At 58.2% G+C, this 24,084-nt stretch carries 30 protein-coding genes; 2 read left to right on the top strand and 28 right to left on the bottom strand.

Annotated features, from left to right (window positions below):
- Nucleotides 1-66: 66 nt before the first annotated feature.
- The 3 genes from NP552_RS04865 to NP552_RS04855 form a co-directional block, all read right to left on the bottom strand.
- Nucleotides 67-738 (bottom strand): hypothetical protein, encoded by a 672-nt coding sequence (locus tag NP552_RS04865; RefSeq protein ID WP_213607090.1) that lies wholly within the window; start codon nt 736-738, stop codon nt 67-69.
- A 91-nt stretch (nt 739-829) separates the two neighbouring features.
- Nucleotides 830-1,174, bottom strand: a complete 345-nt coding sequence (locus NP552_RS04860) for a type II toxin-antitoxin system RelE/ParE family toxin (RefSeq protein ID WP_274096580.1) — start codon at nt 1,172-1,174, stop codon at nt 830-832.
- Nucleotides 1,175-1,191: 17 nt separating this feature from the next.
- A complete protein-coding gene (locus NP552_RS04855; RefSeq protein ID WP_213607092.1) occupies nt 1,192-1,470 on the bottom strand; it encodes a type II toxin-antitoxin system ParD family antitoxin in 279 nt (92 codons plus the stop codon).
- 111 nt (nt 1,471-1,581) lie between these two features.
- On the opposite strand from NP552_RS04855, the gene NP552_RS04850 reads away from it, so the two are divergent.
- Nucleotides 1,582-1,932, top strand: coding sequence for a hypothetical protein (locus NP552_RS04850; RefSeq protein WP_213607093.1), 351 nt, complete (start codon nt 1,582-1,584; stop codon nt 1,930-1,932).
- A gap of 38 nt (nt 1,933-1,970) precedes the next feature.
- On the opposite strand, the gene NP552_RS04845 is transcribed toward NP552_RS04850, so the two are convergent.
- Genes NP552_RS04845 through NP552_RS04825 form a run of 5 tightly spaced genes read right to left on the bottom strand, consistent with a single transcriptional unit; the run spans nt 1,971 to nt 6,589 of the window.
- Entirely contained in the window at nt 1,971-3,497 is a 1,527-nt protein-coding gene (locus tag NP552_RS04845; protein ID WP_213607094.1) for a conjugal transfer protein TraG N-terminal domain-containing protein, read from the bottom strand.
- Nucleotides 3,494-3,850: a hypothetical protein gene (locus NP552_RS04840; RefSeq protein WP_213607095.1), complete on the bottom strand. Its 357-nt coding sequence runs from the start codon at nt 3,848-3,850 to the stop codon at nt 3,494-3,496. The genes NP552_RS04845 and NP552_RS04840 overlap by 4 nt, the downstream gene beginning before the upstream one ends.
- A gap of 2 nt (nt 3,851-3,852) precedes the next feature.
- On the bottom strand, nt 3,853-5,214 hold the full coding sequence (locus NP552_RS04835) for an integrating conjugative element protein (protein ID WP_213607096.1): 1,362 nt from the start codon (nt 5,212-5,214) through the stop codon (nt 3,853-3,855).
- 20 nt (nt 5,215-5,234) lie between these two features.
- Nucleotides 5,235-6,170, bottom strand: a complete 936-nt coding sequence (locus NP552_RS04830) for a TIGR03756 family integrating conjugative element protein (protein WP_274096519.1) — start codon at nt 6,168-6,170, stop codon at nt 5,235-5,237.
- Nucleotides 6,170-6,589, bottom strand: a complete 420-nt coding sequence (locus tag NP552_RS04825; RefSeq protein WP_274096518.1) for a TIGR03757 family integrating conjugative element protein — start codon at nt 6,587-6,589, stop codon at nt 6,170-6,172. The genes NP552_RS04830 and NP552_RS04825 overlap by 1 nt, the downstream gene beginning before the upstream one ends.
- Before the next feature lie 479 nt (nt 6,590-7,068).
- Here NP552_RS04825 and NP552_RS04820 point away from each other — a divergent pair, with 479 nt between their 5' ends.
- On the top strand, nt 7,069-7,353 hold the full coding sequence (locus NP552_RS04820) for a hypothetical protein (RefSeq protein ID WP_274096517.1): 285 nt from the start codon (nt 7,069-7,071) through the stop codon (nt 7,351-7,353).
- 316 nt (nt 7,354-7,669) lie between these two features.
- Here the strand turns inward: NP552_RS04820 and NP552_RS04815 are convergent, their stop codons facing one another.
- The 20 genes from NP552_RS04815 to NP552_RS04720 all read right to left on the bottom strand — a co-directional run bounded on the left by NP552_RS04815 (nt 7,670) and on the right by NP552_RS04720 (nt 24,082).
- A complete protein-coding gene (locus NP552_RS04815) occupies nt 7,670-7,999 on the bottom strand; it encodes a hypothetical protein (protein WP_103470041.1) in 330 nt (109 codons plus the stop codon).
- An 8-nt stretch (nt 8,000-8,007) separates the two neighbouring features.
- The gene (locus tag NP552_RS04810) at nt 8,008-8,613 is read right to left on the bottom strand and encodes a DsbA family protein (protein ID WP_274096579.1); all 606 of its coding nucleotides are present in this window, start codon (nt 8,611-8,613) and stop codon (nt 8,008-8,010) included.
- Nucleotides 8,614-8,644: 31 nt separating this feature from the next.
- The gene (locus tag NP552_RS04805; RefSeq protein ID WP_213607100.1) at nt 8,645-8,950 is read right to left on the bottom strand and encodes a hypothetical protein; all 306 of its coding nucleotides are present in this window, start codon (nt 8,948-8,950) and stop codon (nt 8,645-8,647) included.
- Nucleotides 8,947-11,940: a conjugative transfer ATPase gene (locus NP552_RS04800; protein WP_443201025.1), complete on the bottom strand. Its 2,994-nt coding sequence runs from the start codon at nt 11,938-11,940 to the stop codon at nt 8,947-8,949. Before NP552_RS04800 ends, NP552_RS04805 begins: the two co-directional genes overlap by 4 nt.
- Nucleotides 11,940-12,389, bottom strand: coding sequence for a TIGR03751 family conjugal transfer lipoprotein (locus NP552_RS04795; protein ID WP_274096516.1), 450 nt, complete (start codon nt 12,387-12,389; stop codon nt 11,940-11,942). Before NP552_RS04795 ends, NP552_RS04800 begins: the two co-directional genes overlap by 1 nt.
- Complete coding sequence (locus NP552_RS04790) at nt 12,367-13,866, bottom strand: TIGR03752 family integrating conjugative element protein (protein WP_274096515.1); 1,500 nt, start codon at nt 13,864-13,866, stop codon at nt 12,367-12,369. The genes NP552_RS04795 and NP552_RS04790 overlap by 23 nt, the downstream gene beginning before the upstream one ends.
- A complete protein-coding gene (locus NP552_RS04785) occupies nt 13,847-14,737 on the bottom strand; it encodes a TIGR03749 family integrating conjugative element protein (protein ID WP_274096514.1) in 891 nt (296 codons plus the stop codon). Before NP552_RS04785 ends, NP552_RS04790 begins: the two co-directional genes overlap by 20 nt.
- On the bottom strand, nt 14,734-15,384 hold the full coding sequence (locus tag NP552_RS04780; RefSeq protein WP_023628669.1) for a PFL_4703 family integrating conjugative element protein: 651 nt from the start codon (nt 15,382-15,384) through the stop codon (nt 14,734-14,736). Before NP552_RS04780 ends, NP552_RS04785 begins: the two co-directional genes overlap by 4 nt.
- Nucleotides 15,385-15,392: 8 nt before the next feature.
- Nucleotides 15,393-15,776, bottom strand: a complete 384-nt coding sequence (locus tag NP552_RS04775; RefSeq protein WP_274096513.1) for a TIGR03750 family conjugal transfer protein — start codon at nt 15,774-15,776, stop codon at nt 15,393-15,395.
- A 13-nt stretch (nt 15,777-15,789) separates the two neighbouring features.
- On the bottom strand, nt 15,790-16,140 hold the full coding sequence (locus NP552_RS04770) for a TIGR03745 family integrating conjugative element membrane protein (RefSeq protein ID WP_213607103.1): 351 nt from the start codon (nt 16,138-16,140) through the stop codon (nt 15,790-15,792).
- A 15-nt stretch (nt 16,141-16,155) separates the two neighbouring features.
- Nucleotides 16,156-16,389 carry a TIGR03758 family integrating conjugative element protein gene (locus tag NP552_RS04765; protein ID WP_443201024.1) on the bottom strand — a complete coding sequence of 78 codons (234 nt, stop codon included), beginning with the start codon at nt 16,387-16,389 and terminating at the stop codon, nt 16,156-16,158.
- A gap of 2 nt (nt 16,390-16,391) precedes the next feature.
- The gene (locus NP552_RS04760; RefSeq protein ID WP_274096577.1) at nt 16,392-16,709 is read right to left on the bottom strand and encodes an integrative conjugative element protein, RAQPRD family; all 318 of its coding nucleotides are present in this window, start codon (nt 16,707-16,709) and stop codon (nt 16,392-16,394) included.
- Nucleotides 16,710-17,211: 502 nt separating this feature from the next.
- Nucleotides 17,212-17,520: a hypothetical protein gene (locus NP552_RS04755; protein WP_274096511.1), complete on the bottom strand. Its 309-nt coding sequence runs from the start codon at nt 17,518-17,520 to the stop codon at nt 17,212-17,214.
- Nucleotides 17,521-17,538: 18 nt separating this feature from the next.
- Nucleotides 17,539-19,008, bottom strand: a complete 1,470-nt coding sequence (locus tag NP552_RS04750) for a UvrD-helicase domain-containing protein (protein ID WP_274096510.1) — start codon at nt 19,006-19,008, stop codon at nt 17,539-17,541.
- An 11-nt stretch (nt 19,009-19,019) separates the two neighbouring features.
- Nucleotides 19,020-19,769, bottom strand: coding sequence for a TIGR03747 family integrating conjugative element membrane protein (locus NP552_RS04745; RefSeq protein WP_213607107.1), 750 nt, complete (start codon nt 19,767-19,769; stop codon nt 19,020-19,022).
- A gap of 10 nt (nt 19,770-19,779) precedes the next feature.
- Nucleotides 19,780-21,996, bottom strand: a complete 2,217-nt coding sequence (gene traD / locus NP552_RS04740; RefSeq protein WP_274096509.1) for a type IV conjugative transfer system coupling protein TraD — start codon at nt 21,994-21,996, stop codon at nt 19,780-19,782.
- 1 nt (nt 21,997) lies between these two features.
- Nucleotides 21,998-22,219, bottom strand: a complete 222-nt coding sequence (locus NP552_RS04735; RefSeq protein ID WP_274096508.1) for a hypothetical protein — start codon at nt 22,217-22,219, stop codon at nt 21,998-22,000.
- A 32-nt stretch (nt 22,220-22,251) separates the two neighbouring features.
- Complete coding sequence (locus NP552_RS04730) at nt 22,252-22,782, bottom strand: integrating conjugative element protein (protein ID WP_274096507.1); 531 nt, start codon at nt 22,780-22,782, stop codon at nt 22,252-22,254.
- Nucleotides 22,779-23,327: a lytic transglycosylase domain-containing protein gene (locus NP552_RS04725; RefSeq protein ID WP_443201029.1), complete on the bottom strand. Its 549-nt coding sequence runs from the start codon at nt 23,325-23,327 to the stop codon at nt 22,779-22,781. Before NP552_RS04725 ends, NP552_RS04730 begins: the two co-directional genes overlap by 4 nt.
- Nucleotides 23,324-24,082, bottom strand: a complete 759-nt coding sequence (locus NP552_RS04720; protein ID WP_274096505.1) for a TIGR03759 family integrating conjugative element protein — start codon at nt 24,080-24,082, stop codon at nt 23,324-23,326. Before NP552_RS04720 ends, NP552_RS04725 begins: the two co-directional genes overlap by 4 nt.
- Nucleotides 24,083-24,084 lie beyond the last annotated feature (2 nt).

The raw sequence follows: 24,084 nt of genomic DNA, 5'->3' as shown, positions 1-24,084 counted from the left end.
GCCATCAAGGGGAAAGGGAACTCAGCAGGGCATTGCATTCAAATCAAGATGCCATCACTGTGAGCCCTAGCTGTGTTGAGGCTCTGGGCTGCTGGTTAGATTTTCGATTCTTTCGTCTATTTTCGTGATTATGTCAATGACTAGTTTTTCTGCAAGTATTAAGCTTTCTTCCAGATACTCTTCCGCAATTTCTAGTGCTCCGAAATTTCCCCGGGTGACATGGGTGGTACTATCAAATATGGTGTTTAGGTCCTTTGGTTTTTGATGAATCCACTCCCCCCTCGCATGAACCAAAATATTACGAACTAATCTTAATATGTTGGTTTGGGTTGCGAGTTTTTGGTCTATCTGTATGTTGATTTCACCAAGTGCTGACAGTGAGTCTTTTACGTATATTTCCTTTGGCGGATTCTTTTTTAGATTTCTGTATATGATTCGCGTGATGTTCGCGAGAGTGTGCTCTAATGTGCTGTATGTGGTGATTAATAAAGCATTGAGCAAAAATCTGTGGTGTTGGCCGTAGTGCTCCTCAAATTGTTGTCTGTTGATTTCTGTCAAGCAGTATATGTCATTCTTGCTCAGCTCCTTGCTATCAAAAATAAGTTGACGATCATGAGCCGTTTTTAGGGCGGGTGTAAGCGCCTGCCTCATTAGGTTTCGAGTTTTATTCGTGTTTTCAAAGTAGGTTCTTGAACAGTGGATTGCCATCCATTTGATTTCTTGTAGCATTGTTTCCATTTTACATTTCCTCCCTTTCTGATAAGGCTTTTACCCTTGTGATCCATTCCATTATCCATTCAAGCCCATTTTCTGTTGAGCCATTTACCCTTTACTGCTGATGCAGGTGTTTCAAATTCTGTGCGACCTCCATAGCATCGTGGAGGACTCGTAGTATCTCAACGATTTGATCTGTCCCAGTTCGGTAGAACACGATATGTCGAGGTCTAATCACGCGGCCGTCAGTCATCTGCAGCACGTTGAATGACAGATGCAGGCTACGAAGGCCCGGGGAAAGCTCATCACGCATTTTGCTGTCTACCGGCGTAGGCTCTTCAGCTAGGGCGAGGAACGTCTCCTGTAGCAGGTCTTGATACCGGCTCCTGACGGACTGACCGAGCCTCACCTCAGTGAAGCGAAGCGTATCGGCGATGTCGATGCATGCCTGGGGTGACATGCGAACCATGGCCCTACTCATGCTTTATCGCTCGTTAGTCTTCCAAGGTTGTCGAGGTAGGCTGCGAAATTGACTGGGTCGACTTCTTCGTACTGACCGGCCTCTATTTGCATGATGCCAACTGAAGTGGCGTTGCGTAGCGCCTCTAGTCTCGCTGACTCTGCAGCTTCATGTTCGAGCAGCATGCGGAGGCCTGCCCGTACGACCTCGCTGAAATTCTGGTACCGGCCAGTGTTGACGAGATCATCAATGGACTGCTCCATTGGCTTCGGAACGACGATGTTGTGGGTGGCCATGGATGTGAACCTGATGAGTGGTGATGGCGTTTTATGCCATACCCTTGCGAAAATGCCAAAGGTGTCGTATATCTGATGGCAAGATGCTTCCACAGAGCAAGGAGATTGATCATGCCTGCAGCTGCCAAACCCTCGTTTGCCTTCCGCTTAGGTCGGTCGCTGGGCCATGTGGCGAAATTCTGCTTGCATGATCGCAACCCCAAGACTCGCTGGGTCAAGCGAGTCGTTTTTGTTGGTCCACTATTATTTTTAGTCATCAGCAATATAACTGGGATCCTCTCGACGATTTTGACCGCAGTCTGTTTAGTGGCCGGGATTTATGCATTGTCCAAAATTGATTCTGACAAAATAGATTTTTTTGCAGAGGATGCTAGTGACGAGGACGATCACGATGAGTCGCATAGGGCGCCTTTCTATGGCGAATACGGGCATCCAAACTACCATATGTATTACGATGATTGAGTCAGGTTTTAAAGGGCCAGCTTTAGCCTGGCCTCCTCTTACGTGATCGATCTCTTGATGGTGTTAGCTGCTGTTTTTCCCGCATCTTCTCCTGCGCCTTGAAGTCTTCTTGTACCATCAGATAGTCCGTTCAAAACTGCACCAGTCTTAATCCCTGCCCACGCCAATGCAGCTATCCAAAATGTTGGCAAAATAATAAACATCGCTCCCATCACGAAGTTCAAGATTGCATCTTGAACTGTTGCGTTTAGCCCCATAACAGGATCAAATGATAAGTGGGGGGAGCCCGAACCATACAGAACGTCGATGATGGTACTGTCGATCCATCTGGCGAGTTGGAACCAAAAGTCTACGAAGATCAGCGCAAACATGGTAACTGACATTGTCATTGCTACTTCAAGCCGATAGGCGCCGATGATCAGAACAATTGGAATGCAAATCACCAAGGCCATTTTCAGGAACGCCATTACCATCGGTAGAGCTTGTCGCACAACGTCCATACCCGGGAAGTAGGCGAGGGAGCCTAATGCAACACCGAGCGTTCCTGCGCCGCGCGCCATACCGTTCCATACAGTACCATCGATCTGTCCACCGTAATCCGTGTAGACGTCGCCATTGACCTGGCTCGATGGCGACACGAGCTGGCGAATCATCGAGTCGGTGACTTCCTCCTGAGACAGCCACTTTGCCCACCCGAGGAACTGGTCAAGTAGGCTTGGATCGACTTGGCCTTTCAGCCGGTCCCTCAACCCGATGCTTCCATCCGACCACCACTGCTTGCAGGTTGGATACCCACCGCCTCCGGTCACCTGGGGCATGCCATCATCTCGTTTCGTGTCATAGGGCCAGGATGTACGGGGTGTCCTGGAGTAATCCGTGTCGTAGTAACCAGACGTATTCAGCAGGTAGTGGGACCCGATCCAGTTTAGGTCCTGAAGGGCCTTCTGGTCCTTGGCGATCGACCCGATATCGGGCTGACGCATGAACAAGCGCGCGCGGGAGGGACCGAAGCAGTCATGAGTGAAGTCTGCCACCTCCTGCGCGAGCAGGGGATTGCCGATCCTCATCGCGTCGACTTCCATGCGCATTTGCCTGAGATCCGTCCCGCATGGGATTGCTGCGACAGCACCGCTATTTAATCCCTTGGACATTGCGTGAACCAGGGCCCACCACACTGGTACCTTCGCGCTCTTACCAGCTAGCGAGCTGAAGGTGGTTTTCCAGCCTGTCTCCGAAGGCGCAGGCGTCAGTACTTGGCACTGCTTCCCTCGCGACTGGTCGAACTGCAGAGTGTCAAAGCCCACGGAGATGGCTGGAACAGCACAGAGTGAAACAACCACGTAGCCAACGTACAGCTGGGTCTCAATGCGAGCCAGGGATAGCACCCCCTTGTTTCCCTCATCAGCGCCTTCTCCTCGGACCTTGATCCACTCACGGGCCACGATGATGATGAAGGGCAGGGCAAACAGGCCCGTGTCTGAAATCATGTCCCAGATCCCGTTGTTGATAATCCACCCCACCAGGGTGAGGTAATACTCCAGATAGTCGTTCGTGTAGAGCGTCATAGCACCTCCGACCAGGTGATTGGTGCCTTCGAGATCTCGATGATTACGAACAGCAGGAGAACCAGGAACTCGATCCTCTGAGTACCCTTGGATGGTTGACCTCCCCCCGCCCAGGGCAGGCGCGCCTTGAGCTTCACCCAGGCCAAGACGATGCTCCCGTAGAGTGCGAGTCGCCATAGCAACAGTGGTAAGTAATTGCCCTCACGCCACTTCACCCAGGTTTCGAACACGCCCAGATGATTGACCGCAATGATGCCGAGCAACACGCTCAGCATCAGCATCACCACGCTCAATAACACGCCTCTCAGGAGGATTTTGAGGGGGTGGGCTTTTTTCTCGACATCTTCCGACATGGTCATTCCTTGCCAGCAGGCTTCTGCAGCTGAAGCAGGCGATCCTGTTCAGGCGCCGCTTCGTAGATCGAGCGGGAATTTTCGGCGCGCGACTTGCTGCGCTCGATGATCTTCATCGGGGAGTTGTTGGCGAGCTGCTGCCGCATGTCGAGCTCGGTCTTGAGGTTGGTGATGAGTTGCTGAAGCGTGTCGACCTGGCCGAGTGTGGCCTCAACGGCGAGCTTGTTCGCATTCACGTTGGGTTCCTTGCTGCCTGTAATCAGCATGCGCTGCAGCAGCAGACCTTTCTCCAGGACATCAGCCAGGGCGACCTCGGATGCTAGGCGGGAGGCCAACACCGCCTGATCCCGCTCGTCACGAAGGGCGGTAACTACGCCGCGGGTAATGGGGAGGGAGTCGCTGCTTGCTTCACGCAGCTTCTCGGAGGTGATCTGTGTCCCGGGCTTCAAGAGCTCCTGCAGGGCCGCGAGCTTCTTGTCGTATGTTTCCTGGATCAGCGGGGTCAAGCCCACACCCGGAGTCGAGGTGGTCGTGCATCCTTCACAGGTCTGCAGCTGCTGTTCACCCAGGACCCGGTTTGCGAACTGGGCGGCTTCGGCCGGAGACTCCCAACTGCCGCATACCAGTCCATTGGAGCAGCTGGACTGCGGGATGCTCGATGTGTCCTGAGCTGCGCGGTTGTTGAGGAGGTTGTACCCTGCTTTGGCAACATCCCCAACCACTTTGATGGGCTGCTGCCCATTGCCACCGGCCTGCTTACCGCCGACCCAGGTCACGCCGTTCGATCCTGGTGCTTGCTCGACTTTGTCGACCACTGCCACGGCATCGTTGCTCGATGCCAGGGCTTGCCCCATCTTCTGACCTTCGGCAACCTTGCCCCACCCCATCTGGCCGCCGGCAATGTCGGCCATCCGTTCGGCCATCGCCCTGCAGGTTCCCTTCGATCGGTCGTAGTCGAGGCGCGCCTGCAGGATCCCGTTGGTCAGCAGGTTGTAGAGGGCGGGATTTGCCCGCTGCAGGATCAGTGCCGGCAACGACGTGACAGCGCCGGTCGCGTTCTGGATGACGCTGCCCATGATCTGTTGGAAGCCCTGTGTTGTGCCGTTCAGCTGGTTCTGCAGGGTGTTGCTGAGGTCCATGTTTCCGCAGACCAGGTTGTTCTGCCAGCCGGCGCCGACGGTGATGCTTTCCATTTGGCCAGCGCTGCCCATCTGAACAGCGCTACCGCCGCCGATACTGTAGAGCACGTCGTCCCCGATCACGCTGCCCTGGGACTCCACCTTGATTGGGTCGGCGGCCTCAGCCATACACCAGGTACTGCCCATGCCTGTAGCGAGAATGATGGCGATGGTAATTTTGTTCATATAGCTCTCCAGGTCTTTTCTCATTGGAAGTCAGTGCTTCCCAGGAAGGTCTGGCCCTTGCGCTGGCAGCATGAGTAGGGCCGCCACAGGGCCCAGGCATAGGCTTCGTCGACTGCGTCGGCATTCGGGCCAGGGGAGGGGAACACGGCGCAGGTAGGGCTGATGGTTGGCGTCAGCTCCTGCCACTTGCCTGTGCCGGCATCACCTTCTTTCAGTTCCCCGGCAGGCCAGTAGCCAGGCTCCGGCAGGGAGCGCATAGGCAGGTACACGTGGGGTTGTCCTACGCGGGTGGTGATGTCACCGGCGCGCTGGGCGATGACTGCACCGGCCTTGAAGTCGTCGACCTGGTGGATGAACCCGCTCCGTGGATAGACGCTCCCCCACATGTCGGCCGAGAGAAGTCCACCGACCTCTCGCATGCCGGGGATCAGGGCCTCTGGATAGACGGATTCGGGAACCCCGTACCGCCATGCGAGGGTGTCCAGGGTGCTGAGCATGTAGGGCACGTATGGGGTGGTCGCGCCGTGGCAGGAGTAGCCAAAAGAGCTTACAAATCGGCTGAATACCCCAGCTCCAGGGTGACCGATGACGTCGGCCTCCTTGAACTTGGTGATGTTGTTCTCGGCGTTGTGGTTGGTAGTCCCATCATTGCCGGCTTGCGCCGTCGCATTCGGTGCCCCCATGGGGCTTACCTCTGTCCACGGATTCTCCCCCGTGTTGGCATAGGCGGATACCACTGCGTCCGGAATGTAGTGCCGGACTTTGGTTGAGGTTTTGACCGTGCAGCCAACGGGTGTGCAGAGCAGCCAGTAGCAGATGCCGACTACTTTGTATTCCAGGCAGGTAGGCGAGGTGGTGGAGGCGAGAATCGCCGCCGAGCTGATGGCCGCGGAGGCTGAGAAAGGTAGCGTCGAGGTTAGAAGCCCAGCCAAGGTGAGTCGCGAGATTCGTCTCATCATCGCCCCCTTGCCTGGTTGATTGCCTGAATGGCAGCAGCCACGTCGGGTTGGCCGTAGACCACAAACCGGCGATCGACAACGACTGCTGGCACCTTCGAGACCCCGACACTCCAGGCATCGGCATTGCCCTGCTGAGCGGCAGCCAGCTGTTGCATAAGGGCAGCTCCGGCCGGCGTGCCCATTAGTTGCCTAGCGGCGAGCGCGGCTTGGTGCGGGTTGGGTGGTAACTTCCTGGACAACTGCTCCTCGATGCGCTGTTGATCATCGAGCTTGATGACACGCACATCTGCCGGTACGGAGGTGAGTGGGTGCGCCGCGTCTGTGATGGCCCAGGTCTCGCCATGCGCGGTACCGGTGGCCAGCGCGGCGACGAACAACGGGATCACTCGCGATGAAGGCGGGGGGATATTGAACATGAGGCTGCACCTGAAGTGGGGACGGGTACAGGAAAACGGATCGGCCCGCCAGGCGCAGTAGGAAATAGATATCTGACGGTACTTGGATTTCTCGGTAAATCCCCACACGGGCGTAAGCGAGGCGTTTTCGGTCTGGCAGGCTCGTTGAGGTGACTCCATACTGCCCGGATTAGCACTTACACTGGAACGGACATGCGCAACAGAGGACAAGTATTCTGGGAGTGGGCGGATCCCGATCTGCTTCAGGAACTTCGATGAGCGGATGGCCGACGGCTCCCTCATTAATATTCAGGTGCGGGTCTCTCGCGAGCACCTGACTCAGCTATTTCTCGGTATCTATGCTCTGGATGGAAAGCTTTTGCTCGAAGAGGGCCATATGGACTGCAAAGGGCAGACTACGACGGCTGCGATGACCTGGGCCCTTAATCGCGCTCATTCTTGGATTGAGAGCGATAAACTCGCCAACCGATAAGCGGTTGATGGCGCTCAGCTGGCACTGGGGTATTTTCTATTCCGGTTTGACGCAAGGAGGCAGGCTGGTGAAGGACGCCATACCCACCAACCAAGAAGTGGCGGCCATTCTTGGGATTGATGAGGCATCGGTTGAGAAGTTTCGGCAGGAGACCCATCGCCTGCAGGATGGCGCGTGGCTGGTGCAGTTTGCCTATTGGATGCCTCAGGAACTACGTCAGGGTCTCACCGGTAGTTTCACCCTGACCATCACACTTCCTCCAGATCCTCATGATCGTCGAGAGCGTGAGTGAGTTGTGGGTACCCGGTCGCTGATGCCCAAGTCACTGCGGCGGGCGATCGGGATCGGCGTATTACTGCCTTCATGACATCCCGCTGCATTTCACAAATATCATTGTTGAGTTGCGTCACGGAGGCCGACAAACCTACGGCATCGTGTGAGTCGGATAGCTGCTGATAGAGCTTTTCAAGTTGAACACTCAAATAGCTGTGTCTGCTGGCGAAACCTTGTAGTTCCATCATCCCGTTCACCTCCACAATCACACCGACAGAGACTGGGCGAAGGGAAGTCCGTTCCCCTCGGATCTCAGGTCGCTACAGAAATGTGAACTAGTCGAACCATTCCTCGTCACCAGGATCAAGGTCTTCCAGGTTCATATCGAGCTGCAGCTGCAGCTCGATCACGGTCCCGGGCGTTGGGGCATACCAGTCGACTATTACGAACCGACCTTTGCCTATGGTCGCGTCATAGTCCATGAGCACGCAGTCGTCGTTCCACTCCTGGAGAGCCCAGCTCAGCTCATCGTGTGAGGGGAATTCTTCCCCGGTCGACTCAAGCTGAAACCATCCATGGCCAGAGCCTGCGCTTGGGAAGAACCTGCTTGGTAGATTGCTTTCTTCGTCATTGTTGTCGATGCGGGAGACCGTGAGCTTGATCATTACCCTCGCTACTCCTTGCTCGCAGTGGCCTGGGCTGCGAGGGCATCAATGACCGATAGCAGTGTGGCGCTATCCACGGGACCCTCCAGGCGCATGCTGTGCCCCGTCAAACTGTCGGTGACCTCGATCGTAGGGGTAGCGGCAATGCCGTGGCTCTTGGCCACAGCAATCTGCCCCTCAACAACTCCACGGATGTCCATGTTTACCCTAGCGCAACTGGAAAGAGCCTCGGTGGACACACCGGGTACCTCCAGCTTCTCAGCGAGTCCTTGTCCATCACCCCGTGTGCGCAGCAGAACCAGTTCGATCGCCTGCCAGAATACCGCTGCCCCCCCTAAGTACCCTGCGCATTGAACGAGTTGCGCCTCCGATCGTGCAGCAACGCCGTGGATATCGAGAGGGAAATGGTGCCACGCGAGCTTCACGTTCTCTTGGCCGCTTATCCATTGCTTCAGTTGCGGGGTGTATGCCCTGCAATAAGGGCATTCGAGGTCTGCGTACTCAGTGATTAACCACCTGGCATTCGAGGGACCGAAGTACCAGGTCTCATCGGGACTTCTAGCACTCGAACTCGTTGCGAGCTGCCAGCAGGCACCTACGCCTGCGATCACCATGACGATAAACAAGATGAGGTTGAGCCTAATCTTAGGCATGCTCTCCCCCCAAATCACCAGGATGAGGTCTAGGCCGACCGAGTTTCTGCAAGGCGACTTGGAGATCCTGAATGGCTCCGTCAGGTTGGGGGTGCTGCTTCAGCCATTCGTCCAACACGCACTGAACCAGTGGAATGATGTCGCGACGATCAAGGGCGTTATTTTTGATCTGTTGCAGCTCGTCTATGAGCACTGGGGCGCAAACCGACAATGACTGGAGTGTGTCGTGCCCGGGCTCTTTGAGCAGCTGGGTCAGGCTATCAATAATGTTCTGGGTCAGGGTGTTCATGACTCTCATGCCACGCGCTCCACGGCCTTCTTTGGTTCGGGTAAGGTGATGGGATAGGGAGTGATACCGCGTTTGCGGTCCAGGTCCGCGGCTACCTGCAGTGCTGCGTGTAGCTCATCGCAGCCGAGCGCCTGCATGGTTTCGTAACGCTGCCGCTTTTCTTCTGGCTCGGTCATGGCCAGAGCCAGGCACAGGCTGGGTGGCACCACACGGAACAGCATCTCGATCCGCTTGGCCAGGACGATGCCCTCGGTGAACTTGCCGTTTTCCTTCCGTGCCGAGAGCATCATCGTCTTCTGCGCCGGCGTGAGCTCACGAAAACGCGCGATTTTCTCCACCTCGTCAGGCGGCATGTTCAAGCAGATCCACCACTCGATCATGTTCAGCAGGGCGGATGCTTCTGGAGGGATGTCGTCGACGTTCTGGGTTGCCATCCAGTACCAGGCACCTAGTTTTCGCCACATCTTGGTGATCTTCACCGAATACGGGGAGAGCAGTGGCACCTTCAATGGAATGTGGCCTTCGTCGGTGAAGGCAATGAGTGGTCGGCCTTTGAACTGGTCCCGCTCTGCGATGTTGTTGATGGTGTTCAGCAGGGAGATGTAGGCGATGGCCATCTGGGCTTGGTAGCCCTCACGAGCGTAGGTGGCCAAGTCGACGATTGTGATGTCAGCTTCCGGCCAGGCGGTACCAGGACGGTTGAACATCTCAGCCTCGGTGCCCATGGTGAACATCTCCATGGCCTCGGCCATCTCCATGAACCGGTTGCGCCGGCTTTCAGGGAGCTTGTCGTCGCTGGCCATTGCCTGCAGCGCTGCGCTGATGTCTTCAGTCAACACCGGACGGTTTTTACTTACGCACAGCTCGGCGGCGTTGATGATGCACTGCCGGATGGCACTGCGGTCGGCCCGAGTGAGTCGCGCATCCTCCTTCGATTCGCCGCCAGTGATCATCAGGCGGGCTGTGATCTCCAGCTCGCCCAGGATGTCCCTCTGCTCGTCCTCCATCCCCGCGAGTGCGTCGGTCAGGTGCTGGTCCGATGCATCCACGTCCGAGGCATCCAAGACTTTGACCTGGTCCTTGTTTTTTACGAGCTGCACGGCGTCGACGAACGGGGCGAGGCTCACGCCGCTACCCGGAGCGAGCCGTACCCGGTTGACGGTCAGGCCAAGCCGCTTGGCGAAATCGCCCAGCAGGCCGAAGCTGTTGCCGGCCTCGATGATGAAGAGTCGAGGGCGGTAGAGCGCAATGGCCTGCATGATCAGGTAGTTGGCTGTGGCAGACTTACCCGCGCCGGTGGGGCCGAACAAGAACAAGTGCGCGTTCATTTGTCGATCGAGCTTGTTCAGCGGATCGAAGGTCAGCGCTGCCCCCCCTCGATTGGATAGGGTGAAGCCCGGGTTACCTGTGCCAGTGGAGCGCCCCCAGACTGGTGCCAGATTGGCGATGTGCTGGGTGAACATAAGCTGGGTGTACCAATCCAAGGCGCGGTTTTCATTCGTGTCGAAGTTGCATGGCAACCAGCGCAGGTAGCTGTTTAGAGGAGCTACCTCGTCCTGTGACTGGACTGGTTGCATGCCGGCGCCGAGGAGCACGTTGCACAAGCTAGTCGTGCGCTCCTCGAGCACGGCTTTATTCTGACCACGGAGGAAGAACGCGACACTTCCCCGGTAGAGCTTGTGCTTTCGTCCGAGAAGGGACCGCGCCGTTTCAACGTCATCCCGGGTGTGACTGGACGCCTGCGTATCCCCGATAGCCTTCCTGGATAGCTGTTCGAGATGCCCTTCCAGCAGATCCTGCGGGGTCGGCACCATGGTGATGCACAACACGGTATCCTCCGGCAGCCGGTCGAACAGCGAGTTCAATGAGTCGGCCTGCTTGGTCTCACCGGTCAGATGCCCAGTGAGGGGGGCATTCTTCAGGCGATCCAGCATCACAACCCGGTGCGGCATGCCGTCGAACGACCAGAGACCGCTGTCGATATCCGAGCGCGGTTCTCTGTAGAACAAGTTCTCCGAGAAGTCGGTGCCGCTCGCCACCGGCAGCTCACCCTCTTGCAGCTCGCGGGCTGGCTGGCACACCGCTTCGTAGAAACGTCGGATATCGCGCTCAGTCGAGCCCAGGTGATCTGGGTGTGGATTGAACCAGCCTACGAGCCAACGCTTGATCGCATGGCCATCCATGCGTTTGGTTGTCACGCCGGCGTTGGCAAGGGATCCTTTAAGACGGTCGCAGATCGCTTTGAGGTAGGCGGCAGGCTCCTGGCCGCGCACCACGACGTCCTGTTTCTTTACTCGGCGATACACCACCAGGCGGACTTTCCGTGTTTGACCACGCCACGGGAGGTTGCTGACTGCCGTGTCGACGAACAATCCACCTGGCTTGGAGATGGACTCGAGGTGGTGGCGGAACAGCGCGAGGTAGAGCTTGGTGAAATCCGTGTTCTCAGCCCGGGGCTGGACGTAGGACTGGAGTTTTTGCAGGTAGCCGGTCCAGTCCGTTTCGTCCTGGGCATAAAGCTGCACTACCCAGTGAGAGCTCTCGAGCTCGTCGAAACTGTCCTGCAGGACACCTTGCAACGCATCGCGAGCTTGTTGAAGCCAGTCGTCGGAGCGTCCCTCGGTCCCGATCGGGATCAACTCGAAAAACGCCGCCCTGGAAATGCCATCCTCGAGGAGCATGGCTTCTTCCTCGGGCAGGTATTCTGCCCATGGCAGCATGTCCACGAACGACGGGTTGACCTCGTACATCCTCGCCACGTCAGCTTTTGTCGCCGGCCGACGTTTAGGGTTTTGCCAGTCGATGGGTGAAGGGATGCCCATGGACTCCAGGCGAGCTATGTACCGGTCATTCGCAGCCTGGCGGTCTTCTTCGTTGATGACAGTACTGGCAGTTGCGGGATAGTCGTCGATAAGGTCGGTATCGGTTGTCGGCTGGCCGAGCACGGGCTCGATAGGCGTTGCAGGGCCTTTGCCCAGCAATTTGCTTATGAACTGCATCAGTACTCCTCCGTCCGCTCGCCTGGCATGGCGTATTGCACGCGTTGATACATCGGGAACACCGTGGTGTACCCCGGGACTGGGACCGGATCCGTACCAGCCAGGTGTGGGAACACGTACATCACCAGATCAGGGTTCGGGAGGCGCTTGAACTGGCTGTAAATTTCGTTCTGGGGCGTGCGGTTGAAGGCGTCAGCACTTGCCTGTTGGCGAGCCACCTGAGCGTCATCGAGCGGTCGGCGCAGCTCTTGGCGCGCATCCAGCAACATTCTGCTGTTGGAACTGCCAGAGCTCCCGCCAGACGTGCCGTGTTGCCACACGTCCATCATGTTGGCTTCCCCGTGGGGGAGCAGCTCGTCTTTGTCAGTCGTGCATCCGCCTAGAATGAGGGCGAGCACGAGCCAGGCGCCGGCCTGCAGGCGGGGCTTAGTCAAGGTTTGCGGATACATGGTTGGCTCCGGCGTTGTAATCGACCTTGCGGCCTTTGATCTCGTAGTCGATGGCGAGCTGCTGGTCCAAGTGGACGGCAACCTTCGCCCCGGGCTGTACGTACACGGCGGCGAAAGCTTCGCCGTAGAGCTTGTTCATCCAGGAGCGGATGTCGCTGACCCCACCGGTCAGAATCGCGCCCATGGCGGAGTTCCCCGAGGAGCCCGTGGTCCCGAATGAAGTTCCTCCGCTGCTGAAGGTAGTGGAGCTATTTTGCTCATCAGCCTTCAACAGTTTGGCGATGCCGGCGCCCGCGGCCGTCACCAGGGACTGGTTGGTCAAGTACTCCTTGGCGTTGGATCGGCGCTCGCCGGAGATGCAAGGAATGCCGTAGGAGTCGCTGATCCAGCCGAGTCCGCCCTGGATCGCTGGCTGCCCGTTACCGTTGCTGCTGTTCTGGTTGTTGTTCTGGCTGCCGTTGGCCTCTTCTGCCGGGGGAGGGAATGATCGGACCGTGCCATCTGCGAACACGAAGGTCAGGCTCCGGACTTGCCCGCGCACGCAGGACAATGTCCAGTCGCCTGATGCGGTACCGCTGGCAACAGCACCGACGACGTCAGGGATCTCGATGCCGTTTGCGGTGAGGTTGTCCGGACCGATCAGGACCTTGAAAGGGAAGGGATCATTTACTGTTCCATCGATCGGTACGCGGCCAATGAGCGCCGACATGGCCACCGACCCCATCAAGGTCGAGTTCTGGGGCAAGGTATAGGCTTTGCGTACTTGCTTGCGGGTATCCTGGGGAGACAAATCAGCGCCGACGTTCTGGGCCGTCGAGCTGAGAACTGTTTGGCCTTTGTCCAGGGTGCTCCCAAAGCTGGTGGGAAAATTGAAGCTGCTGGCCGTCTGGGCGGAGCCGGGCTGAAGGGGTTTACCGCTAGCGTCCAAGGCAGTGGCATCGGTCGGTTCAACCCATACGAGTCCATTGGACCTCGTCCCTTTGTCGAAACCCGCGCCGTCACCTGGCAGCACTCCGAGCCCAATGGGGAGGTCCTGCCCAGCGGCATTGGGGTTCTGCGACATGTTATCCAACTGACGCTGGAACTGGTCCAACAGGCCCACGCTCTGGTTCTTCACCTGCTCCTGCAGCTCGCCCTTCGCATCATTCAGCTTGTTTTCGACATTCTGATCTATGCGCGAGAGCCGGAGCTGGAGCTCTGCGTTCTGGTCCTTCAGTTCTTTGTTGTCGGTCAGCACCTTCGCGATCTGGTCTTTCACCTCGCGACTTTCAGCGACCACCGTGCGGAGGGTGTCGGCCGGAGTATCGCCGTCCACCCCTAGCTTGCGCGCGGTGTCGCCTCCGATGATGATCGGCTTATCTTCAGGAGCCTTCGGCTCCTCTGTTTTACTCCCCCCCTTGAACACGATGATGAGCGCGACGATCAGCACGGGGATGAGCAGGTACTTGAGGAGTGGATTACTTTTCAGACTGCCCACGGCGCCCTCCTGCTTTCGGATCAATTTGGCTGACCGAAGACGGCAGCAGGGCCTCTTTCAGCCCCTTTCCTTGGGTGACCAGGTAAAGCGTGGTGGTATCGCTGGCATTTCCACGAGCTCCGAGGTACGGGTGCTGGAATGTCGCCGTGGAAAAGTTGCCCATCAGCTCTGTTGCATTCATCGTCAACTGCTGGGCACTCAGGTTTCTGAGTTTGACTGCCGTGACATAGCTGTTGTCGAGGCGCCAAGCACCCAGCACCGATGCTTCCACCGGTAACACCGGCAACAAGGTGCTGAGGTCTAGGGCTCGATCAACACGCACCTGGCTGATGCCGGCGACAGGCTCAACTGTCCGGAGTGGGGCGTACAGCATTTGCGCCGCATAGCGGGTCAAGGCCACCGGCGCAGGTGTCTCATGTCGGGGGTGCGGAGGAACATCCTCCTCCTCCGACGTCGCGGATCGCTTAGTCGGCGTTCGCGTCGAGGTGGTATCGCCGTAGTAGGTAGAAGGGGCAGCACCGGCGACGATCTTCGCGGGTTCGAGATTGGCTTGGCCCTCTGTCGCTGGTGTCGCGGCAATATCCACCAGCATGATCTCGCCAGTGGCCACGTTCTGCAGTTGCAGCCTGGTCGGTGGAATTTCCTGGCTGGCCAGCAGGTAGACGGCGCCGCCGGTGCTCTGGACCCGCAGCTGGCCAACAAGCTGCGGAGGCATGCCTACGCGCACGTTTTGGTCGACGAAAACAATGCGCTCTTGCCCGACAATCAGCGGGATTGCCATCGGGATACGGTCCCACTGCAGCAGCTCTACCGCTTTCACATTGGCAACCGCGAAAATGCCCAGAACAAGGAGGCACGCGCGCACATTCATGGCTTCACCCCGGCTGCTTGCAGATCTACCTCGATGCGTTGCGGGTTGGACGCATAGCAGTTCCACATCAGCCCGAACGGATTTTTTTCCGGGTTGACGTCGGCCCGGACGATGGACAGTGGATAACGGGTCATTGCACGCTTGACCCGCTCGCCGTTCACCGACTCATCAGCGAGCAGATCCAGGTTGACTGTCCAGTCGTTGATTCCGATTTCTTCCACGCGCAGCACGCCAGGGTCGGTCAACCCGTGGCCAGGGATTTCTGAGACATTCCGTTCACGGCGGCGCAGTTCACCAGCGTTACGGCGCATCTCGTAGTCTTTCTGCAGGTACTCCTTGCAGCCAGGGGTCACGTAGGAGGCCAGACGCTCGATGTTGTCCTGGTAGTCGTCGTCCCCGTTCTTCTCCCAGCGCTGCATCTGCTGGAAGATATAGAACCCGAAGGCATACACGTTCTCTGGTGGTACCTCCCACCATTTGCGAGTACTACCGGAGCGCAGATCCGGCGGCACATGCACGGTCAGATCTTCGGGGGCTTTGTGCCAGCCATAGAACGCAAATAGACTGACTGCGCCCAGCACAATGACCGCGATTCGCAAGCTGAGAATATGTGCTTGCTGAGCATCCACTCGTTTTCGAAAACTCATGAAGATCCCTACTTTCCTATACGACGGCATGTCCACGCGCCCTTCCGGATGACCAACTGGGGGCCACCGAGGAAGGGGAGGTGTTGAGCCTTGTAGAACTGGAGCTGGCGGTAAAACCATGTATCCGGCCGGCCGCGCTTCATCTTCCGCAGGATTCGGCTTGCCACGGTCAAGCCCAGTGCACCACCTACCAGAGCGCAAGCGATGAATAGAGATGGGTTGCCGAAGAGGAACGATACCGGGATACCCAGGATCACCCCGGCTCCCCCACACGCTCCAACCGTACCCCACATCTCATCAGCTGTGAGGCCGCCCATGACGATGGGTTGCCTGTTGAGGTTGTGGGGGAGGAAGTCGAGCGTTCCATCCTTGAGGTAAGTGGTTTCAGCCATGTCGCATCACCAGTTAGAGGACGCCAGTGGCTTTGGTGACCATGAAGATGCCGACACCGATCAGGCAGATCCCGACCACCGCGGTGAGGCCCAGGTCTCGCCACTTCTTCTTGCCCTCATGGATATCGTGGTAAACACCGTAGGCATGGGAGGCGACCCCCACCATCATGCCGCCGAGCAGGAACAGCCCAATCAGCATGAAACCGTCGTAACCGTAGTTTTGGATGGTTTGTAGCCAGCTGGTTCCCTCGCCGCGTGTGGGGGCTTGTGCTCCCGGTAAGGCGGCAGCGGCAATGACTGGGTGCAGACCCATGAGCAATGCAGCGGCGCCGGTGAGTGACTTGGTGATGGTGCGGATGGACATCGGTTAGCTCCTTGGCTAGCTGAGAACGAGTACGGAAAGAATCAGCAGCAGGACGATGACCCGGACGGTCGACGCGGCTGCGATGTTTTTGTCGATGTTCTGGGTCGCCCAGCCCCGATAGATGCTGTACAGCGCCCAGGCACCCCAAAGGGTCGACAGCGCGATGACGGTGCCTACGAACAGCACGGTGCTGGCCTGGGGGGTGATGCCGCTGGCAGCGTTGAAAGCTGCGACTTGAGTGCCGCTCATGCTCATGGCATCCGCCCGCCGGTGAGGGTGTATTTTCCAGCCAGCTCTGCCGGATCCCGCGGCTGTGCGCGACTTGGGGTCAGGTACTCTTGCAGGCCCTGGCGAACGCGCTGGATGTCGCCAGCCAGACGTTCATAGTCGAAGTAGTAGCGATGGCCAGGTTCGCTGGCGATCGTGGCGCTGCGCCGCGCCGAGTCCTCCAGCGCGTTCAACTGCCGGATCATCACCTCGATGTTGGCCTGTTCTGATGCACCGGCCGCCTGAGCGCTGGGTATTAGTGAAAAGCCGCCGCTGACGCTGATCAGCGCGCCAAGCAGGATTCGGCGAGGAGATACAAGGAGGAGGGATGGCTTGTTCACGGCTGGGCTCTGGGGCGACGGACTGTGGGCGTCAGAATGCCGAGACCAGGTGGAGGGGCGCCTCAAGAAATACTTATCTGAGGTCCGTAGTATTTTTTCTCTAAGCCGGTCACGCTTTGGTGAAGTGGATTGATCCACTTAGGTAGGGCGATTGAACGACCCAGACCGATTACAATGAGCCGAAGTTAAGCCAGGGAATAGGCATACGGAAAAACTGATCTGTGGGGGAGTCTTATGCCGCGGAAAACCACCAACTCGCCGGCGTTTGAAGCTTGGGTATCGGACTTTCTGGGTGTCCGTTTCCGAGATGAAGGTTGCTACGACAAAGCGGTTTTGGCCGCCGAGCTGCTGCAGCACCGACGAGAGGTGAGCTCAGTGGAGCTGGTCGAGATGGTAAGGAGGGCCAACGCCATGTTGGCCCTCCTCCCAGGACATGATCATGAAGCTTAAAGCGCCTGATTGGTCAGACTACTGACTCGCGTTTGAAAAAGAGCAGATATCCGACCGGCATTGGGAACCCGTAGGACCAGGCCTGGGCATTTTGATTGCCCACTTTGATCTCGCCCCGGCACACTGGCTGGGTGCTGACGAGCTCCCAGCGTTCGGCTCCGAGCTCGAGCATCTTCTTCTGCAGTTGCTCCTCTTCTGCCAAAAGAGACGCAACATCGGGCTCAAGCGTCTGTTCTGTGCTCTTGAATATCCAAGCGCCGCTAGTCGCGTTTTTGAATGGGATAGCGACATACTCAGCGCGGTGTTCGAATTTCTTGCTCATAGTGACTCCTTTATTTAATCAGCCGCGCGCTTGACGCGCTCCTGGGGCGAGAGCGTCCACGTAGCGTTCCATGATGGACAGCACCAGACTGTTGATGGCGAGGATCTTCATCGCCCGGGTGACGGCCACGTACAGAAGGTTCAATTCATCATCTCGTCGACCTGGATCGATATCAGGTGAGAGCGGGTCCGACGTGAAGTCGTCGAAGAGCCCGACGAAATCCCACTCCAGGCCTTTCGACTTGTGGGCAGAGGTGAGGGTGATAGTTGCATCTAGCTCTTGGTCCACGGTGCATGAGCGCAGGGCCAAGATTCGCTGAGGCAGATCCGGATACATGTTGATGATCTTGATCGATCGGATCATCTCGCTGTCCTGGCTAACCTCGGCGATTTCCACGTACTGGCCATAGTCTCGGTAGTCACGGAGCAGCTTTTTGTTCTGGACCAGATCGCGCTGTTGGCGACTGAAATAGAACAGGTCCTCGAGGTCGCGTACTGAATAGCTGTCGATGCCGCCAACCCAGTAGATTTTGGGCTTCTCGGTGACCAGGCACAGTGCGTTTTCAATCACCCCGATAACGGTCCGATGAATGTATGTCCTGTGCGGCAGCCCGACCGGCAGCGCCTTCTTCACCAATGTCTTCTCGCCCAGTCCCTGCAGCTTCCTGGTTTCTCCCTTGTAGGACAGGATGATGTTGGCGACATGGGCGACTGCAGGCCCAAATCTGAAACTCTGGGTCAGGTAGTGCTTCTCAGCCCCGGCCATCCAGCTGGCATTTAGAGCGTCTTCCGCCCCTCGAAAGCGATAGATCTGCTGGTGACGATCACCCACTGCCACCTTACGAATACGCTGAATGCGCACAATGTCAGCGATGACGGGGTTTACGTCCTGTCCCTCATCGAGCAGGACACAGTCGAAGCGCTGGCTCAGGTCGGGTTTGCTCAACTGGTACAGCTTCAGGTATCCGTCATGCGTGATCTGCACCGCTGTGTCCTGCAGGTCAGTCATGCGCTTCCAGATGCTCATCGCTGCTACCAGCGCCTGGTTCAGGTAGCGCTCCTGGGCGGAGGTAAGCATCGGGCGGTCACCGAACCGTGGAAAGTGGCAGCGCTCGATCAGGTCGTCGGCGCTGGCCATATAGTTGTTGAGGGTGGTTAGCACGTCCCTGACCAGCTCCCAGTCCTGCGTATCAAGCGCTCGGGCGATATCGGTCAGTCGCAAGTTGTTGGTCTGCTTATGGCTGAACTGTGTGCCATAGACGGCGTAGGCCAGGCCGTGCGCAGTTTTGTTCACCACGTTGCGCGGAAATCGGCCACGCGCGGCGATCTCGACCGACTTGTTGTAACAGAGATAGAGAATCCGCAGGCGGGAGTGGTGTTGCGCATAGCCCACCAACGTTGTGGTCTTGCCACTGCCAGCGCCGGCTTGGATAAGGAGTTTCGGGGCCTCCGACTGGATGATTGGCGACTGCTCGTGTGTCCATTGCATCGTTCTCTTCCTCACAAATACTTCTTGAAGCTCGCGGCCGTAATGCTCACGGACACCCCGAGTAAGGCAGCGCAGGGGAGTAGTACCAGCATTGGGCTGATGCTGATCGGGAGCGCCAAGTAGAAAGTCCAGGGGAAAATGGCCAACGGCATCATCGTTGCCCGGGCCTTGTGGTACAGGTAGCTGGACTCCCGGCCGGCACCAAATTTACGGAGGTCTCGCCGCACCAGACCGTCGACCAGGCCTGTGAGTGCAGCCATGGCAAAAAGCGGTACTGTCATCAGCAGCACGACCAGGCGGACGCAAAACACCAGGACGGTGAAGAGGGCGGCTAGGGCATAGTTCTGGACCGTTGTGACGCTCTGCGCGGCCCAATAGCGCATGTCCAGCTCGTTGCGGGGACCGGCTTGAGCGATCGACTCCATGCCCTGGACCCAGCTAAGCATCCCGGTCTTCACGACCAGCCAGTCGTAAGCTTCAGTGACCAGCCAGGTCGCGGTGCGCCCGGGCTCTTGGACGACAGCGCTATGGACCAGGCCCTTGGATAGCCAGCCGACCTCGCTGACCAGCATTTGCTGACCGTGCCGCCACCCGGCCTCTGGCCAGAAGAAGTACAGGCATACCCAGTCGACCACGATGGCGAGGAACAGCGAGCTGAACATTACGCCGATGAAGGTAATCGGGAACCAGAAGATCTTGCTGAACAGCGATTCCTGTCGCTCTTGCTGCTGTTCGGCCTTCTTTGATACGTCATCTGCCATTGGCTACACCTCAAGCTGCATCATCGGTGGCCACTTGGCGGAAATCTTCAACCAGGTCTTCGGGCAAAGCTGATTTCAGCTCTTGATAGCCAGGGGCTTCCCACCAATCGTTCGAGGACACTGCCGATCGCCGCATGCCGGCGGCCAGCTCCTGCAGGTTGCCGGGCATGACCTCGTCTGGGTCGTTCGCGGGGAGCGGCATGCGGATTTTCCACAGACTCCCACCTTCGATGAGCGCGAAGGCCTGTCCCTTCGGCAGTCCCACCACGTGGGCTGGCTCAATCATCGGCACACTCGCCAGCTGCACCTGGTCGTGCGAGCTTGAGGTGAACGCGGTTTTGCCGTTGACCGAGTCGTTCGCGCTGCTCGCCGGCGTGCTGTTGTAGATCTGCACTTTTGGTAGCTGATTGGTCAGCAGCTCAGCGGTCGCTGTTTCCCGAACACGCAACATGAATAGGTTGTTGAAGTTACCGATCACCTGCCCGGCTTTCGCCTTCGAGCCGATCTTCGCTTCGATATCACTCATCGTCTGGGTGTAGGCGGTGACCTGGATGCCGGCACCACCGGCCTTATTGACCATCGGGATGAATTCGTCCCCGATGAGCTCGTTGAACTCGTCAGCGTGGAGGTTGATGCGTACCTTGCCCCCAGCCATATGTCCCGGCAGGCCGTCATCGATGCCGTGCTTGTAAATGTGGCCTGCAACAGAGACCAAGTCACTGAACATCGAGTTGCCCACGGCCGCACTGACTTCGGTGTCGGATAGTGCATCGAGGCCAACATAGACCACGGCGCGTTTTCGGATCACTTGCATCCAGTCGAAGATGGGACGCTCATCGGCGAGGTCCAGGTAGTCGGGGGCAAGCAGTTCAGCGATACGCCCAGTGGTCAGCTTCTCCAGGAGTGGCAGCAACGATGCGACGATCTTGTCGAAATAGGTCTTGTCGTAGCGGACAGCGCTGCGCAGGCCATCCATAACCGAATCGTTGATGCGCTTCTGGGTCAGGTACATGTCGATGGCCACCACGCGCAGCGGGCGGTCTTTCATGGCGAAAGACAGGTTCTTGCGATCGATCTTGCCTTCAAGTTCGACGATGGTTTGCCATGCCTTCGGATCATGTTCAGCGAAGTACTTCTGTGCGTACTCAATGAACAGCTCGTCGATATTGATGACGTGCCGGCGGATCTGCTCGTAGTCAGGGCGACGGCCGAGCGCGACAAGTGACTGGGCGATGATATTGACGAACCGCCAGGCGAACTCCCGGAATGCTGCAGAGTTACCCTCGCCGGAGAGCTGACCAGCGATGCGAGTGGCCACCTCACTGATTCGGCCGAAGCGACCGATGGCGTTGTAGCGAGCGGAGATATCCGGCCATCCCAGATGAAACACGTAGAACTCGTCGAGGCGCCCGGCGCGCTTGCACTCGACGTACATGCGCTTGAGCAAGTCGGCATCGCCCTTCGGATCGAAAACGATCACGACCTCGTGGTCGGCCTGTTCCTCTGCTCGCCGGCGCCGGCTCCATCGATGAGAGGCCTGGCTCCGTCGCCCCATGCGGACTCGCGGCCCGCGGCGATGTGTTCGGCGAATGTCCTGGGTGATGAACACTTCCGCCAGGCGAGTCTTGCCCACCCGTGTGGTGCCCAGGACCAGTGTGTGACCCACGCGCTCACCCAGAGGGAGACTGACATTCTGCTCATCTGGTTCGATCCCGTGCAATCGTGGCAGGCCACCCACCGGTGGGAGAGGTCGAGCGGGGTTCCAGTTGGAATCCCAACCAGTGAGTTTTGTGATCAGTTTCAGTGGGAAGGGGGCGAACTCTAGGCGTTCCTCCAGCCAGCGCGCCCGCTCATAAAGGTTCGTCGGTTCCACGTATGCCGCGAACTGAGGGAGGTAGGTGTCGGCCAGGCGCTGTGTGTGCTTCTGAGTCCACCTGAACCCGCGTCCGATGAACAGGCGCTCGTTGCTGATCGGCATTTCAGCGCTGGTCATGGTGTAGTGGGGAAGTCGCCTGAGGTTCGCCTGGTGCCTTAGGACCCTCCGCGCCTGCAGCAGCCGAATGGTGCCCAAGTAGATAAAACCCAGCGCGGCGACAATTCCAAATAGTGGGGTCAGCGCAAAAGCCCAGGGCGCGCCAATGCAAAGCGAAGCTGCCACATAGCAAACCGCAGTAGTGAAAAGCTCTACTGGCGGCCGGAGCAGAGATTCAAGGGTGTAGGTCGCCATCTCAAGTCCTCGCGGTGAATGTCATGGCGTCGACTTCCGCACGCGCTTGCTCAACCTGGTCCGGTGTCAGCCGTTCGGCCAGGCGCTGGGCGAATGCGTGTTCGTTGACCTCGGAGATTCCTGTCAAGCGAGCGCCGTACAGCTCGCTCACATGGCGAACCTGCTCGATCATTTGCTCCCGGCCGGGCCGGTGTAGGGGATGGCTGATGATCAGTGTGAACACCGGCGATAGTCGTGTTGGGCGCATACCGGTTCTCACTGCTGAAGGGTTGTAGCTGTTATCAGCACCGGGTAGTGCTGCAGCCCCAGGCGACCAGCAATATCGCTGGCAGGTACAGGCATCACCTGCAACCCAGGTGCCCAGCGGCGGATCTCTTGCAGTCGTGCAGCGTTGCTGACATTCACAGCAAGGCCCACTGCCTGCAGGCCTTGAAGTGCCGATAGCTTCTGCTTGAGCCAGGCCTGCGACGTTGGATCATCGCCAACGATGAACATCGGCTGCAGGCCTGCTGCGTTGATCACTCGTCCCTGTACTGGGCCGGGGCTCAGTTCTGGAGTCGACACCGGAAATGCCCCGCCCGCCCGGACGCCAGTCACAACTGGGGTGGTGTGCGTAGGCTCGGGATCAATGTCTTGGTAGTAGGACAGTACGGATGAGCCGCCACGGTCCTCCACCACGGTGAGCACCGCTTGCTGATCAGCATTGCTGGGCAGAGCCAGGCTGCTCACGATCGCGAAGGCCAGGGTCTGCACGACGTGTGATCGCCAGGCGTGGGGATATGTCATGGGGTCACTACCTCGAATTTGATGCCGGTGACCCGGCTAAGATGTTTCGTGAAATAGCTACGGTACTTCGCGGCCGGCGCCCCTCCGGCAGGGCGGTGATACCGCCCCGCAGCATCGATCCAGGTTCCACCCTTAGCCTTTTGTTCAGCCAGGATCTGAGCGGTCACCGCCAGGTTCTTGTATGGATCCAAGCCTTCGCAGGGATAGCGGTAGCGATGCCCGTTGTAGCGAATATTTGTTTGTCCCAGCCCCACGTCGACCCGAGCGGGTCCAGCCTTAACAATCGCTATCATCAGAGCTTGGCAAGCGTCTGCCCGTGTGGCGAAGCGGTAGCCGGTTCCGGCCACATTCAACGTCCAGGGCCACGGCACAAGCTGCCCGCGCAATCGCGTCCCGCTTTCCTGTAGTGCCACCGAATAGAGCACAACGGGCGGGACCCCGTGTCTGATGCCGATCGCCTTGTAAGCTGCTGGCGGATCCTCTACACCCCATCCGTTGCCGGCGAGCAGAACCACCGACAGAATGTAGAGCCGCCACCCGCTCATTGACGACGCCATGATCCATTCACCTGTGTTACGGCGGCTGGCAGCGAGCCACCGAGCCCGAGGCGAACCCAGCGGCCCTGGTCATGATTCAGTGTGATCAGTTGGCTTTTAACGCTGGACGGGTCAATACCCGCGAGAATTGCCCAGCGGCGGATCCTTTCATCGTCTTGCTGGCTGCCGACGAAATACAGATCAAACGGCGTCTGTGACGCCTGCAGCCGTTTGACCTGGTCGATGCAGGGTAGGCAGTCGTCTTTGACGAAGAGTGCCATGCGCCCGTTGCCCTCCAGAGCTGGGCCGCTCCCAGATCCGGCCTGGCCCGAAGCGGGGGTCGAAATCTCAATGGCTTTGATGCCTGGGAACAGGCGCTGGTACGCCTCGTCGTAGGCTCGCTGGTAGGCGAGCTCCCGATCGACTCGCTGGCGCTCTGCTTGGACCTGCAGCTCGGAGAACCGGCGTCGTTCGCTCTCTGATCGAGCCTCGATTCCCAGCGCGGTGAGAGGGTCAAGCCCTGGCGAATACACCCCCCGGGGCCCCTGCATTACCTCTTGATATCGTTCGTACTCCTTGGAGGTCAGGCCCCACTCCTGCGCGGCTCTATCATCGAGCTTGTTCTGGGACAGGATGCTTTCGCTGGTGAGCTGTTGAACACTGGAGGTGGCCCCTCCAGCGGCGGAAGGAAGCGGCGCGGCCTCAATGCCAATTGCGGTAAAAACGCAGACGCAGGCGATGGCTCGAACGATCGGTAGATTCATGG

Source organism: Pseudomonas sp. 8209 (assembly GCF_028682105.1).
Classification (GTDB): domain Bacteria; phylum Pseudomonadota; class Gammaproteobacteria; order Pseudomonadales; family Pseudomonadaceae; genus Aquipseudomonas; species Aquipseudomonas palmensis.
This window is presented reverse-complemented; position numbering and strand designations above follow the sequence as displayed.